At 59.1% G+C, this 13586-nt stretch carries 13 protein-coding genes; 2 read left to right on the top strand and 11 right to left on the bottom strand.

All coding sequences use genetic code 11. From position 1 onward, the window contains the following. Positions 1-86: 86 nt before the first annotated feature. The 10 genes from ETHHA_RS01045 to ETHHA_RS01095 form a co-directional block, all read right to left on the bottom strand. On the bottom strand, positions 87-1697 hold the full coding sequence (locus tag ETHHA_RS01045) for a DAK2 domain-containing protein (RefSeq protein WP_013484171.1): 1611 nt from the start codon (positions 1695-1697) through the stop codon (positions 87-89). Between the two features lie 81 nt (positions 1698-1778). Then, positions 1779-2129 (bottom strand): Asp23/Gls24 family envelope stress response protein, encoded by a 351-nt coding sequence (locus ETHHA_RS01050; RefSeq protein WP_013484172.1) that lies wholly within the window; start codon positions 2127-2129, stop codon positions 1779-1781. Positions 2130-2192: 63 nt separating this feature from the next. Further along, positions 2193-3755 (bottom strand): ABC transporter substrate-binding protein, encoded by a 1563-nt coding sequence (locus ETHHA_RS01055; RefSeq protein ID WP_013484173.1) that lies wholly within the window; start codon positions 3753-3755, stop codon positions 2193-2195. 185 nt (positions 3756-3940) lie between these two features. After that, positions 3941-4201, bottom strand: a complete 261-nt coding sequence (locus tag ETHHA_RS01065; protein WP_013484174.1) for a stage V sporulation protein S — start codon at positions 4199-4201, stop codon at positions 3941-3943. A gap of 185 nt (positions 4202-4386) precedes the next feature. Further along, positions 4387-5166 (bottom strand): TIGR00282 family metallophosphoesterase, encoded by a 780-nt coding sequence (locus tag ETHHA_RS01070; protein WP_013484175.1) that lies wholly within the window; start codon positions 5164-5166, stop codon positions 4387-4389. Between the two features lie 116 nt (positions 5167-5282). Further along, positions 5283-6833 (bottom strand): ribonuclease Y, encoded by a 1551-nt coding sequence (gene rny / locus ETHHA_RS01075; RefSeq protein WP_041686996.1) that lies wholly within the window; start codon positions 6831-6833, stop codon positions 5283-5285. A gap of 444 nt (positions 6834-7277) precedes the next feature. Further along, complete coding sequence (locus ETHHA_RS01080; protein ID WP_013484177.1) at positions 7278-9755, bottom strand: ATP-dependent Clp protease ATP-binding subunit; 2478 nt, start codon at positions 9753-9755, stop codon at positions 7278-7280. A 15-nt stretch (positions 9756-9770) separates the two neighbouring features. Further along, positions 9771-10817 (bottom strand): protein arginine kinase, encoded by a 1047-nt coding sequence (locus ETHHA_RS01085; RefSeq protein ID WP_013484178.1) that lies wholly within the window; start codon positions 10815-10817, stop codon positions 9771-9773. After that, a complete protein-coding gene (locus tag ETHHA_RS01090) occupies positions 10814-11356 on the bottom strand; it encodes a UvrB/UvrC motif-containing protein (RefSeq protein WP_013484179.1) in 543 nt (180 codons plus the stop codon). Before ETHHA_RS01090 ends, ETHHA_RS01085 begins: the two co-directional genes overlap by 4 nt. A 16-nt stretch (positions 11357-11372) precedes the next feature. Beyond that, positions 11373-11828: a CtsR family transcriptional regulator gene (locus tag ETHHA_RS01095; protein WP_013484180.1), complete on the bottom strand. Its 456-nt coding sequence runs from the start codon at positions 11826-11828 to the stop codon at positions 11373-11375. A gap of 358 nt (positions 11829-12186) precedes the next feature. Between ETHHA_RS01095 and ETHHA_RS16200 the strand changes: the two genes are divergently transcribed. Further along, positions 12187-12309 (top strand): hypothetical protein, encoded by a 123-nt coding sequence (locus ETHHA_RS16200; protein WP_013484181.1) that lies wholly within the window; start codon positions 12187-12189, stop codon positions 12307-12309. Between the two features lie 139 nt (positions 12310-12448). Further along, entirely contained in the window at positions 12449-12709 is a 261-nt protein-coding gene (locus ETHHA_RS01100; RefSeq protein WP_013484182.1) for a hypothetical protein, read from the top strand. A gap of 3 nt (positions 12710-12712) precedes the next feature. Here the strand turns inward: ETHHA_RS01100 and ETHHA_RS01105 are convergent, their stop codons facing one another. After that, the gene (locus tag ETHHA_RS01105) at positions 12713-13480 is read right to left on the bottom strand and encodes a YdcF family protein (protein ID WP_013484183.1); all 768 of its coding nucleotides are present in this window, start codon (positions 13478-13480) and stop codon (positions 12713-12715) included. Between the last annotated feature and the right edge of the window lie 106 nt (positions 13481-13586).

Here is a 13586-nt window from a genome sequence, read left to right on the forward strand (position 1 = left end):
CGGCAGAAATTGTTTCCCGCCGCCGCAAACCTTATGTGAAACGGCCACGCCGCCAGCTCATTCCCTACAAATACAGTTCTCTCGGCTTATTCTACCGAAAGGATAAAACTGTAGATTGGCTGCCCGCCGTTGATGACATTGACCTCGGCCTGCGGGAACCGCCCCGCGATCTCCGCGCGCACCGTTTCCGCTTGTGCGGCGTTCACACCCTCGCCGTAGAGGATGGTGATGAACGCCGTGGATTTGTCCGCTAGGTCGCGCAGCAGCCGGACGGCTGCCCGCATGGTGTCGCCGTCGGTAAAGGATATGTGCCCTTCCTCCAGTGCGAGAATCTCGCCCTTGTGAATGCGTTTGCCGTCAAACTCGGTGTCCCGTACCGCATAGGTCACCAACCCGGTGTGCACTTTGCCGTAGGCGGATTCCATGGCCAGCAGATTCTGCTCGGCATCCGCGTCAGGCAGATAGGCCAGCATGGCGGTCATCCCCTGCGGGATGGTCTTGGTATGAAGCACGCGCGCCTTGCCCGCGGAAAGCGCCGCGGCCTGTTCGGCCGCCATCAGGATGTTTTTGTTATTGGGAAGGATGAACACCGTCTGCGCCGCCACGCCTTCCACTGCCTTGAGAATATCTTCGGTGCTGGGGTTCATCGTCTGGCCGCCCTCTACCACCGCGTCCACGCCGAGGTCGCGGAAGACGGCAGCCACACCCTTGCCGGATGCCACGGCCACGAACCCGATGGCTTTCAACGGTTCGCTGTCCGCTTTTTCGCGGTGCTGCTCGTGCATGTTGTCAATCTTCAGATCGGTGAGGAATCCGAACGTGAGCGCTTCCTCAATGGCTTTGCCGGGGTGATCGGTGTGGCAGTGCACCTTGATGAAATCCTCATCGTCCGCCACCAGCACGCAGTCGCCCAGTGATTCCAGAAACGCGCGCAGCGCCAGGGAGTCTTTTGTGGCTACGTTTTTCCGCTTGTTGATGATAAATTCGGTGCAGTAGGCATAGGCGCTCTCGTCCTCGGCGCTGGCCGCCGCGTCATGCTCCGGCGGCACGTCCTGTTCCGGTTCGGCGGCGGCCGCTTTGCCTTCCAGCACATCCAGCATGGCGGACAGGATGATGACCAGCCCCTGCCCACCGGAGTCTACCACGCCGGCCTTTTTCAGCACCGGCAACATATCGGGCGTGCGGGCAAGCGTGTCCTTTGCCTGCTCCACCGTCGCCAGAAAAACGGCGTGCATGTCTTCGCCGTTGTTGGCGCCAAAAGCGGCAGCCACGGCGGCCTCGCGCGCCACCGTGAGGATGGTGCCCTCTGCAGGCTTCATCACGGCTTTATAGGCGGCGTCCACGCCGCTTTGGAGCGCGCCGGCCCAGTCGGCGGCGGTTGCCGCCTCTTTGCCCCGGAGTGCAAGTGCCATGCCGCGCACCAGTAGCGACAAAATGACTCCGGAATTGCCGCGCGCACCCCGCAGTAGGGCCGTAGCCGCCGCCCGTGCCACTTCGCCCGCGCCCGCGTCCGCATCCACCGCGGCCAGCGCATGTGCGCATGCGCCCATCGTGCGGGACATATTCGAGCCCGTATCGCCATCCGGCACGGGAAAAACATTCAGGGCGTTCACCTGTGCGGCCTGTGTCTCAATAGCCTGCGCCGCCGCCTGAAACATCTGGTTGAGCATCACGCCGGTAATGGTCGGATTCTCCATGTTGATTGCCACCTTTTTCTCGCTTGATACAGGTCGCCCGGCCCTGCGGTCCCACCGGTCCAGGCTTTCACAAACGGCTGTTCAGTCGGCTCTCATGCCGTCCACATAGACGTTCACGCTCTCCACCGTGAGGCCGGTTGCTTCCTCAATGGTGTAGCGCACTTTTTTAATGATGCTTTTGACGATCTCGGCGATGTTCACGCCATAGGTGACGATAATATGCAGATCCACCACCAGCTCGCGGCCGTTTGCGGTGACGAGCACGCCGTGGTCGATCTTTTTGCGCCCGAAAAACGAGGCGATGCCCTGCGCGGCATTGCCCGGTGCCATGCCGGCCACGCCGTAGCAGGACGACACGGCGCTGCCGATCAGGGTGCTGTAATATTCATTGCTCACATCCACAATGCCGTTGGGGGTTTCCAGAATGATCATATCCATTCCACTCCTTTTCACCGGCGCAGTCCACGGCCGGTCTGTCCGATCAGCCGTCCGGCCCTAATAATGCCAGCCGGCAATGCCATAAAGTACGTTTTGCACGGTCGGATTTACCGTGCCGGACAGACCGGGCGTGAACGTCACGGAGCCGGTCTTGAAACACAGCGCAATAAACGGCATCTCGCTGGTATACGCGGTGGTAAGCGCACTGAGTGCGCCGCCCGTCCGCCAGGTATTAAACGCCGCGAGGGTGGCGCTGTTTGCGGGCACGCCGTATGCCGCCGCGCCGCCGGGTGCCAGCAGCGGGGAAAGATCCATATCGGCCGTGAGCGAAAGATTGCCCAGATACAGATCGTAACTGCCGGCCTGCAAAGCGGCAACATAGGCGGCAAACGGCTGCGCGTTGATGGTAATGCCGATCCCCGCCTTGGCAAGCGAAACCTTGATCTGGTTGGCTGCCGCCGTCATCTGCTGGTCCCCGCTGTTGACCAACAGCGTCAACTGCAGGGGGCTTGCGCCGCCCGCCTTGGTGGCCACGCCGCCGATGTTCTGCGCGGTGTAACCCGCCGCCGTGAGTTCCGTAGCGGCTTTATCCAACTGTGCGCGCAGTTCGGTGCTCGCGGGCTTCACACCGTCGGCCCAGTCCGGATTATACGGGAGATCGGTGGGCAGTGCCTGCGCCGAAAATGCGTCGTCGCTCAGTGACTGGCGGTCGAGCGCAAACGAAATGGCTCTGCGCACATGTGCGTCCGCCGTGAGCGAGTGCCCCGAATTGACCCCCATGAATACCATGCGGTTGAGATTTACGGTCTTGGAATCGAGGTTGGCGGCTGGAACCGCCCCGTTGCCGTAATCGGTGTAGAGGTAATTGATCTCGCCGATTTTCAAGCTGCCAAGCACGGCGTCGCTGCTGGGCATGTTGACCAGCGCAATGGTCTGAAAACCGAACGTGCCGCCCCCATACCAGTTTTTATTAACCGAAAGCGTGCCGCTGAACTGGTTGGTGGAAAAGGTATATGGTCCGCTGCCGACAGGCGGCGTGCGGGCGGCGGCCACGCTTCCCGTCTTGATGATGGGGATATCCAGCAGGTTCTGCGCCAGCGTGTCGGGAGCGGAAAGGGTGAAGACCACCGTGCCGCTTCCCTGGGGCGTGACCGACGCGATATTGCCCACATTGCCGTAAAAATAGGACGACGGCGTGCTTTTGACGAGATTGTAACTATAGGCCACATCCTGCGCCGTAAGCGCCGACCCGTCGGAAAATTTTACGCCGCCGCGCAACTGCACCATCATGGTGGTGCCGCTGTTGGTGATCGACGCGGCCAGACCCTGCCGTGCGGTAAAGGTCGTGTCCGGCTGCGTAAGGCTGTCGTAAAGAAGCGGCCAAAGCGTCACATTGATCATGCAGCCGCTGGTCAGCGGGTTCATGTCCTGCGCAAACACCACGGGCAGGCTGAACGTGGTGGGCTTGGTCGCGGTCTGCGACGACACTTTGGCTGAAGACGTTTGGGATGAAGAAGACGGCTTTGACGAAGACGCCCCGCTACTCGCCGCGCAGCCGGCCAGCGCAAATGCCAAAAGCAACGCCAAAAGGCCCAAAACCCATCGGTGATTCTGTTTCAAAAAAGGAAATCCCCCTTCACAGGGTGTGGGGCTTCGGCCGCCCCAACGGATATGAATGCGTGTTCTCCTCTTATCATAACACGTTCCGCCCATATCGTAAAGCAGTGGAAATCGGAAAGACTCCATAAAAAAGAAGCAGGGCGAAACCGTACGGTTTCGCCCTGGCAAAGACGAACAACAGGCACTTATACTGTCTTGACAATCAGGCGGATAGCGGTACGGTTTTCCCCCGCCACCTCCACGTTGGCAAAACCGGGGACGCAAACGATATCGATTCCTGAAGGGGCAAGATAACCGCGGGCAATAGCAATGGATTTGATCGCCTGATTGGTGGCACCGGCACCCACAGACTGAATCTCAGCCGCACTTTTGTCGCGGATGACATTCGCTATGGCTCCGGCAACTGCATGGGGAGCGGATTTGGATGAAACTTTGATGATTTCCATAATGACCCCACTTCCTGTGAAGATAGTAGAATGGAACTCTGCTGCTGGCGGTTTTGGCGGCTGGCCAAGCCCATGGCAAGGCAAACGCACAGTCGTATTGTTCACACAAAATTCCGCCGCCAAAGAATCCTGCCCTTATTGTAAGACGAAAAAATTAAAATAGCAAGCTTTTTTGGAAATATATGTTATTTAATTTGAACTCTTTTAACAAAATTCGTTTTTTGTGTGAAATGATCTATGTCGAATATGACACCAGACAGTTGATAAGGCGCCCCTGCGTTCGCAAAGCGTACCGGCATTTTGGTCAGGTATCGCTCCAGCACCAGATGGGGTTCCACGCCCAAAATGGAGCGGACCGGCCCCGTCATACCGATATCGGTGATATAGCCTGTCTGTTTGGAAAGAATTTCCTCATCCGCGGTCTGCACATGCGTGTGCGTGCCGTACACCGCGCTGACCCGCCCGTCCAGATAAAATCCGAGGGCACGTTTTTCGCTGGTAGCCTCGGCGTGGAAATCCACCAGGATGACGGCCTTGCCTACCGTACGTTCGATCTCTTTGAGAATGGCGTCGGCGGCATAAAACGGGTTGTCCAGACTGTCCAGAAACACGGTGCCCATCAGGTTGACGACGCAGACCTGGACCCGCCCGGTATCCACCACGCACCAGCCGTGGCCGGGGTCGCGCGCGGGATAGTTGGCCGGGCGCAGCAGAAATGGGTTTTCCTCCAGCATGTCGTGCAATTCGCGGCGCCGGTAAACATGGTTGCCGGTGGTGATGACGTCCGCGCCGCTGGTGAAGATATGCTGCGCCGAACCGGGTGTGATGCCGTTGCCGTCCGCGGAATTCTCTCCGTTTACAATGGTAACGTCCACCCCGTACAGTTTTTTCAGCGCCGGCAGGTGCTCGCGCAGAAAACCGCACCCTCCCGAACCAACGACATCTCCAACGGCCAGAACGACCATATGCGCACTCCCTCTCCAAACGCCGCGCTACGCGCGGCTCGTTTCTTTACAAAAACAAAACGAGGATGCGGCACACCACATCCTCGTTGTTTACGCGCACCCACAGCGGGTGGCGCTCATTTGGCATACTCGATGGCACGGCTCTCACGGATAACGTGAACCTTGATCTGGCCGGGATATTCCATCTCGTGCTCGATTTTGGCCACGATATCGCGGGCAACCAGCACGATCTGGCGATCGTCCAGTGCTTCCGGCCGCACCATGATGCGTACTTCGCGCCCCGCCTGAATGGCGAATGATTTTTCCACGCCCTCAAACGAATTGGCGATGGTCTCAAGCTTCTCCAACCGGTGGATATAGTTCTCGAGGTTTTCACGCCGTGCGCCCGGTCGCGCGGCCGAGATGGCATCGGCGGCCTGCACCAGGCAGGCGACCACCGTGCGCGCTTCCACATCGCCGTGATGCGCTTCAATGGCATGGATAATATCCGCATGTTCCTTGTATTTTTTGGCGATATCGACGCCAATGTCCACATGGGAACCCTCGACCTCGCGGTCGACCGACTTACCGATATCATGCAACAGACCGGCGCGGCGAGCCGTGGTGGCGTCTGCATGCAGCTCCGCCGCCATGAAGCCCGCAAGCTGCGCGACCTCCAGCGAATGGTTGAGAACGTTCTGGCCGTAGCTGGTACGGTAACGCAGTCGCCCAAGCAGTTTGACCAGTTCGTGGTGCATGCCGTGGATGCCCATCTCGATAATGGCCTGTTCACCTTCCTGACGGATGGTGTTCTCCACTTCTTTTTTGGCCTTTTCGACCATTTCCTCGATGCGCGCGGGATGGATGCGTCCATCGGTAATCAGGCGTTCGAGCGCGATGCGCGCGACTTCGCGGCGCACCGGATCGAAGCTGGAAAGCGTGATGGCCTCCGGCGTGTCGTCGATGATGAGATCCACACCGGTCAGGGTCTCCAGCGTGCGGATGTTACGCCCCTCGCGGCCGATGATGCGGCCTTTCATCTCATCGTTGGGCAGCGGCACCACCGAAACGGTGGCTTCGGCCACATGGTCTGCGGCGCAGCGCTGCACGGCGGTGGTGATGATCTCCCGTGCGCGCGCGTCCGACTCGTCTTTCAGCTGCTGCTCATAGTCTTTGACGCGCACCGACTTTTCATACGCCAGTTCGTTTTCCAGCCGACTGAGTAGGTAGTCTTTGGCCTGCTCGGTGGTGAACCCGGAAATGCGCTCCAGTGTTTCAAGCTGCTGGCTCTTGACGGCTTCTGCTTCGTCCAGCCGCTCCTGGGCGGCCTTATTACGTTTGTTGAGGGTCTCGTCCTTTTGTTCCAGTTGCTCCAGTTTGCGGTCGATGGATTCCTCTTTCTGGATCAGGCGGCGTTCCTGCCTGGTCACTTCGGAGCGACGATCACGGATCTCTTTTTCCGCGTCGGCGCGCAACTTGTGCATCTCATCCTTGGCCTCGAGCAGCGCTTCTTTTTTCTTGTTTTCCGCTTCTTTCAGTGCGTCACCGACAATCCGACGTGCTTCATCTTCGGCCGATTTAATTTCCGCTTCCGCAATCCGCCTGCGGTAGGCAATTCCCAGAAAAAAGCCCACCACCGCGCACACAACGATCAGAATGACGGCAATGACGACCTCTATCGTACCCATGCCGCTCAACGGCACCTCCTTGCCCCGCAATCATCACAGGCCGTCTTTTTTCTTCTTTATATGCAATTTTCCGCTTTCAGGCGCGCTTGTCCGCGCGCCGTGTGACATCTAAACATATATATAAAGAGATCAAAATATCCAAAGCCCGTGTGTCATATCACAAAATGGTACTCTATTTCAATATTCTAAGGCCATGAAGCGGGATTGTCAAGCAAAAGTGACCTTTTTCATGCATTTTGCGTCATCAGGCAAGCGAAATGCGTACATACGGTTTTTTTTCAGGCAACGCAAAAGGAGGGCGCGCCGTTGTGCGTCAGGCGTCCCCCTTTTGAATAGTCCGTGCATGGCGGCTTGCTCACCGCAAACCCCATACAGGCGTTGCTTCGGCGGCGCAGGTCCGCCCGCGCAACAGCCGTTTGATTTTTACCCGTTTCTGTAGCCCGTTCAGACCTGTTGCGGCGCCGCGGCGGTTTCGAAAACGATGGTGTCGTCTTTCAGCACGGTGTGCACCGTATCGCCGGTCTTGATCTTGCCCTCCAGCATTTCCTCGGAGAATTTGTCCTCGACTTTCGACTGGATGGCTCGGCGCAGAGGACGTGCTCCGTAGACCGGGTCGAACCCCTCTTTTGCGATGTGGGTAACCACCTCGTCGGAGAAGGTGATGCCGATCTCCATCGCCTGGATGCGTTTGGCGACGGTTTCGAGCATGCGGCCGGCGATCTGCTGGATATCGGCGCTGGTGAGCTGGTGGAAAACGATGATGTCATCCACGCGGTTGAGAAACTCGGGGCGGAACGTGCGGCGCAGCTCGCCCATCACGTCGCTCTTGATCTCTTTGTCGCTGGCGATGGCATTGTCCGCGTTGGCGAAGCCCAGACGGCGGTTGTCGGTGATCATGCGCGCACCGACGTTGGAGGTCATGATGATGACGGTGTTTTTAAAATCCACTTTGCGGCCCTGCGCGTCGGTGAGAATACCGTCTTCCAGGATTTGGAGCAGAATATTGAACACATCCGGATGTGCCTTCTCGATCTCGTCGAACAGCAGCACCGAATAAGGTTTGCGGCGCACCTTTTCGGTGAGCTGGCCACCCTCGTCATATCCCACATAGCCGGGAGGCGAGCCGACCATCCGCGACACGGTGTGCTTCTCCATATATTCGGACATATCCACGCGGATCATCGCGTTCTCGTCCCCGAACAGCGCCTCGGCCAGCGCTTTGGAAAGCTCCGTTTTGCCCACGCCGGTCGGCCCGAGGAAGATGAACGAGCCCACCGGGCGTTTGGGGTCTTTCAGGCCCACGCGCCCGCGGCGGATAGCTTTGGCCACGGCGGCGACCGCCTCGTTTTGCCCCACCACGCGTTTGTGCAGCACGTCCTCCATGTGCAGCAGGCGTTCGCTTTCCTCCTCGGCCAGCTTTTTCACCGGCACGCCGGTCCAGCCCGCCACGATATCGGCGATGTCCTCCTCGGTGACTTCCTTGACGGAGCGGGCGTTGTCGGCCATCCACTCTTTTTTTGTGTTTTCCATTTGCTCGTTGACGTGTTTTTCCTCGTCACGCAGCTTGGCGGCGCGCTCAAAATCCTGCGCTTTAACGGCCGCTTCTTTTTCCTCGGCCAGCTTTTTCAGTTTTTCTTCGAGGTCGCGCAGGTCGGGCGGCGCGGTGAAGGCGTTCAGCCGCACGCGGCTGGCCGCTTCGTCCATCAGGTCAATGGCCTTATCCGGCAGGAAACGGTCGGAGATATAGCGGGCCGAGAGGGTGACCGCCGCCCCGAGTGCCCCGTCGGTGATGCGCACCTTGTGGTGTGCCTCGTATTTGTCGCGCAGGCCCTTGAGGATCAGGAGCGCTTCCTCCTGCGAGGGCTCGCCCACCGTTACCGGTTGGAAGCGGCGTTCGAGCGCGGCGTCCTTCTCAATATGCTTGCGGTATTCGTTGAGGGTGGTGGCGCCGATCACCTGGATTTCGCCGCGCGCCAGCATGGGTTTGAGGATATTGGCGGCGTCGATGGCACCTTCGGCTGCGCCCGCGCCGATGATGGTGTGCAGCTCGTCGATGAAGAGGATGACATTGCCCGCCTTGCGCACTTCTTCCAGCGCTTTTTTGATGCGTTCCTCAAATTCACCGCGGTATTTGGTGCCGGCGATCATGCCGGTGAGGTCAAGGGAGACCACACGCTTGTCCTTGAGTGTCTCGGGCAGGCGGCCCTCCACGATCTTCTCGGCCAGCCCCTCGGCGATGGCCGTCTTGCCCACGCCGGGTTCACCGATGAGGCAGGGGTTGTTTTTGGTACGGCGGGAGAGGATCTGGATGACGCGCTCGATTTCTTTGGCGCGCCCGATCACCGGGTCGAGCCGCGCGGCCTTGGCCTGCTCGGTGAGGTCGCGCCCGAACTGGTCGAGCGTGGGCGTATTGCTGCCCGGGCGGCGGGCCGGCTGCGCGCCGCCCGGCGCGGGGGAAGCTCCTTTGTCGTTCGGCTGATTGGTATTGCCGCCGATGGCGCGGATGATTTCCGCGTACAACTCCTTCGGCTCGCAGCCCAGACGCACCATCACGGCCACGGCCACGCTGTCCGCCTCGCGCAGCAGTGCCATCAGCAGGTGCTCGGTGCCGACGTAGCCGTGGCCCAGGTTCTGCGCTTCCATATATGCCAGCTCGATGATGTGTTTGCCGCGCGGCGTCAGACTCTGCGCCGTCACATGGGAGGGATGCGCGCCTCTGCCCACCGATTCGGCCACCAGTTTTTCCACCGCGTCCGCCTGCACGCCGTGCTGCTCCAGCACTTTGGCGGCCACGCCGCTGCCCTCGCGCAGCAGACCGATGAGGATATGCTCGGTGCCCACATACGTGTGGCCCAGATCGCGCGCGCTTTCCAGCGCGAGGTTGAGAGCGGCGGCCGCCTTTTCCGTGAATTTATCAAACATATGCGTATCCTCCTTTTAAGCGTTCCCGTTTTCGCGGGACCCGAGATGTGTGAGCGTTTCCCGCACGATCTTGGCGCGCAGGATGTCGCGTTCCTGTTCGTCCATCGGATGGTTCGTCTGTGTCTGCAGGGTCGCGGGCTGAACCTCTCCCAGCAGGGCATTGACTGCTTCGAGCGGCACGTCGGTGATGATGTCCATCGTGATGCCGAACCGCACGTCCGAAATCAGGTTCATGAATTCCTCGGACGTGAGCATCCGCGCGTTGGCCAGGATGCCATAGCTGCGGAAGATGCGGTCCTCGAAGACCGGGCCAAGCTTTTTGAATTCCTCGCGGATGCTGCGTTCCTGTGCGATGATCTGGGAGACCACGCCGGTGAGGGAACGCAGCACCTCGGCCTCTGAAATGCCCAGCGTCACCTGATTGGAAATCTGGTAGAACGAGCCGGTGCCTTTTGAGCCCTCGCCGTAAAGCCCGCGGATGGTGAAGCCGAGTTTGGTGATGGCCTGCGCCAGACTGGGCAGGGAACGGGAGCGGGTAAGGCCCGGCAGGTGGAGCATCAGGCTGGCGCGCATACCGGTGCCGAGGTTGGTGGGGCATTCGGTGAGATATCCAAAGTCTTCGTCAAACGCATATTGCAGATGTCTGTCGAACAGGTCGTCGATGTGGTTGGCCGTCTCCATGGCATCTTCCAGCCGGAAGCCGGAGGCGAGCGCTTGGATGCGGATATGGTCTTCCTCATTAATCATGATGCTGACCGACTCGTCCTTTTTGAGCAGAAGCGCACGGCCGGCGCGTTCCTTCGCAAATTCCGGGCTGATGAGATGTTTTTCCGCATAAGAGACGGAGCGCGCCGGTCCCAGCTTTTCCATGTCGATATACTCGAAATCCCTGGCCATCTGCTCATCGGAGAACAGGGCGGCACGGGTGGCTTCCTCCACCTCATGCGCCTGCTCGAGGTTCATCTTGCAAGGAAAGAGCATATCGCTGATGTTACGCGCCAGGCGCACCCGCGTGCTGATGACAGCGTCCCCCTCGGGACCGGTTTCCAGATACCACTTCATTTGACCTCACCTCCCTGTTCGATGGCTTTGATCCGGTCGCGCAGTTTGGCGGCCTGCTCATATTCCTGTTTGTCCACCGCTTCTTCGAGCTGATGCTTCAGCTCATCCACCTGTTGCAGACGGATGGCCTGCTCCCGCCTAGCAAGGATCTCGCGCGAGGCGCTGCGGGGGATCTTGCCCACATGATGCGTCTTCCCGTGAATGCGCTCGATCGACGGCAGCAGCTCCTGATAGAATGTGCGGTAGCAATGCGGGCAGCCCGCCATGGCGTTTTTGGCAAACTCCTGAAACGTGGTGCCGCAAAAGCTGCATGACTTGCCCGCGGGGCCGTGGCTGGGCATTGCCTGCGAAAACAGGCTGCCCAGAAAATCCTGCCAGTCCGGCGTCATGCCGGTAAACGGGGTGTTGCCTGACAGCAGCTTGTTGTACCCCATTTCATTCGCGCATGCGCTGCAGAGATGCACCTCGTGGATCTGCCCGTTCGCCGCTTCGTGGAAATGGACGGTGGCTTCGTTTTTTCCGCAGTGGTCACACAGCATGGTTGATTGCCTCCTTTTATTTGAGCAGAACGGCCAGCATCTGCTTGAAGACGGCGGCCCGGAGCGCATCCCGCGTTTCCTGTGGGGCGGCACGCAGCACCGCGTCCGACAAAGCGGCGCCGATCAGTTCCGCGGCCTGCGCGGCGAGAACGCCGCCATCCCGCAAATTGGAAAGAAAGATGCGGGCCGTTTCGGCATCCAGCCGTTCGCCCACGGCGTTGATGGCGTGCATGATCGACTGTCCCTTATCCAGACGCACGCGGGAGATGCGGATATATCCGCCGCCGCCCCGCCTGGACTCTACGATATATCCCTGCTCGGGTGTAAAACGCGAGGTGATGACATAATTGATCTGGCTTGGAACACAGCCGACACGACTCGCCAGTTCGTTGCGCTGGATCTCCGCGATGCCGTTTTCCGCGTCGCGGAGCATCTGGCGGATGATGTCGGTTATCATGTCGCTGAGTTTCATACATGCACCCCCTTTTTTGATTATCATTTGACTTTCCTTGACCTTTTGAGTTTATTATACCCCATTTTTCTGGCAAGTCAATAGCTCTCAGAAAACATCTGCACTGTTTATATACCATTTTGGTGGATTTTTCTGCATCGGACGCGTTTTTTCGCGGAGGCACGGGATTTTACACAGACAGGCCCCGTCGCGTGCTCACAAAATAACACACTCCCCCGCAAATGCATATGCTGATACTATCCGGCGCATACCGGATGCGGAAAACCCCGCTCGCATAGAACAGCGAACGCCGTGCAGGAACCCCGAACGGGTATTCGCCATACTATGTTGATGAAAGCATTGAAAGGAGGTCTTTTGCATGTCCGGTTTCTTCGGAGGATTCAACAATTCCTGCCTCTGGATTATACTTATCATCATCGTCCTGTGCTGCTGCTGCGGCGGAGAACGCGGCTTCGGCGGTTGTGGCGGTTGTGACGACTGAGCCAACTCCACCCCCTCTCTCTTATGCAAAAAGCGCCGGGAGCAAACGCTTCCGGCGCTTTTTCCTGCTGCTGTGCCATTGCTTTTGGCGCGCCGCATCTTTATAATGGAATAAAATGTACGTGCAAAAAGAGGATTTTATGAAAATTTTGATAACCAAGGACAAATGGGTGCGCTACCTTGCCGCCGCTGTCATCCTGATTTTCTGGCAATGCATCGGTTATCTTGTGCCGCTGCCGTTTTCGCCCATCTGGCACGCGACCGCAACATCTTACAGCATGAGCATCGTTGGCGTTCTGATCGCGTTTTTTTCCGCGTTTATCGCCGATTTTTTTATCACGCGCTGGCAGAAGGCGCATTCGCACCCATCCGCGCCCAAAAGCGGCAGACGTAAACGGTGAGCTTCAGTGGTCGAACAGCAGTGTTTTGGGCAGCGCGAAGATCTCGCGCAGGTAGAGGTAGCCGTTTAGCCTCCAGTCGGTGTCGGCGGGCACGCCAAAGGGCTCCAGCCCCTGCCGTTTTGCGATGATGCCTGCCCGGAACAGATGGAACCCGTCCGACACCAGCGCCACATGAACAGGGAGGCCCCGCTGCCGGATGATGGTCCGCGCGTTGCGCAGGTTCTGCACCGTATTGGTGGAGGTGTCGTCCAGAGCGATGCGGGCGGGGGCGATGCCATGGCGCTGCACCAGCGTATCGCGGATGCTTTCCGCTTCCGTGATATCTTCCTCCGGCCCTTTGCCGCCGGAGGCGATGCAGAATGCCTGTGGATGCGCTTTTAGATAGGTGCCTGCGGCGTCGATCCGGCCCATCAGGTCGATGCTGGGTGTGCGGCCCTGCACCTTGGCACCCAGTACCACCACCGTCGCGTCCTGCGGCGGCTGCCCGGGAAAGCTGTGCGCCAAGATCACGCCAAACGACAACAGCAGCCAGCCCAGCCCCGCGATGCAGGCCGCCGCGAGCAGACGCAGCACGACCCGTGCATACCGGCCACAAAGTCTCCGCAGCACCCACAGCAGGGCGGGCAGAAAAATAATCGCCACGCCCAGCAGGACCGGCAATAGGACAAATGTGTTCATCACATGCAGCTGCATGGGCGGTAGCGCAGTGGCCATCAGTAGTACCCCGACGAGGGTGCGTGCAATGCCTGCCGCAATGTGTCCTGGTTTCATTGACAAAACTCCATAGGGACGCGGGTCTTTTCCGGAATGGTTGAGGCGCAAAACCGGCAAAGAAATTCCCGGTTTGTCCAACTGCCAAAAAAGAGCCGCCGGCTTT

The organism is Ethanoligenens harbinense YUAN-3 (genome assembly GCF_000178115.2).
Classification (GTDB): Bacteria; Bacillota; Clostridia; order Oscillospirales; family Ethanoligenentaceae; genus Ethanoligenens; species Ethanoligenens harbinense.

Excerpts from the sequence above, each read along its gene's own strand:
- ETHHA_RS01100 (WP_013484182.1), top strand. The coding sequence starts at position 12,449 with ATGAAAATTTTGATAACCAAGGACAAATGGGTGCGCTACCTTGCCGCC.
- ETHHA_RS16200 (WP_013484181.1), top strand. The coding sequence starts at position 12,187 with ATGTCCGGTTTCTTCGGAGGATTCAACAATTCCTGCCTCTGGATTATA.
- ETHHA_RS01105 (WP_013484183.1), bottom strand. The coding sequence starts at position 13,480 with ATGAAACCAGGACACATTGCGGCAGGCATTGCACGCACCCTCGTCGGG.
- ETHHA_RS01090 (WP_013484179.1), bottom strand. The coding sequence starts at position 11,356 with ATGCTGTGTGACCACTGCGGAAAAAACGAAGCCACCGTCCATTTCCAC.
- ETHHA_RS01045 (WP_013484171.1), bottom strand. The coding sequence starts at position 1,697 with ATGGAGAATCCGACCATTACCGGCGTGATGCTCAACCAGATGTTTCAG.
- ETHHA_RS01065 (WP_013484174.1), bottom strand. The coding sequence starts at position 4,201 with ATGGAAATCATCAAAGTTTCATCCAAATCCGCTCCCCATGCAGTTGCC.
- rny (WP_041686996.1), bottom strand. The coding sequence starts at position 6,833 with ATGGGTACGATAGAGGTCGTCATTGCCGTCATTCTGATCGTTGTGTGC.
- ETHHA_RS01070 (WP_013484175.1), bottom strand. The coding sequence starts at position 5,166 with ATGGTCGTTCTGGCCGTTGGAGATGTCGTTGGTTCGGGAGGGTGCGGT.
- ETHHA_RS01095 (WP_013484180.1), bottom strand. The coding sequence starts at position 11,828 with ATGAAACTCAGCGACATGATAACCGACATCATCCGCCAGATGCTCCGC.
- ETHHA_RS01050 (WP_013484172.1), bottom strand. The coding sequence starts at position 2,129 with ATGATCATTCTGGAAACCCCCAACGGCATTGTGGATGTGAGCAATGAA.
- ETHHA_RS01085 (WP_013484178.1), bottom strand. The coding sequence starts at position 10,817 with ATGAAGTGGTATCTGGAAACCGGTCCCGAGGGGGACGCTGTCATCAGC.
- ETHHA_RS01080 (WP_013484177.1), bottom strand. The coding sequence starts at position 9,755 with ATGTTTGATAAATTCACGGAAAAGGCGGCCGCCGCTCTCAACCTCGCG.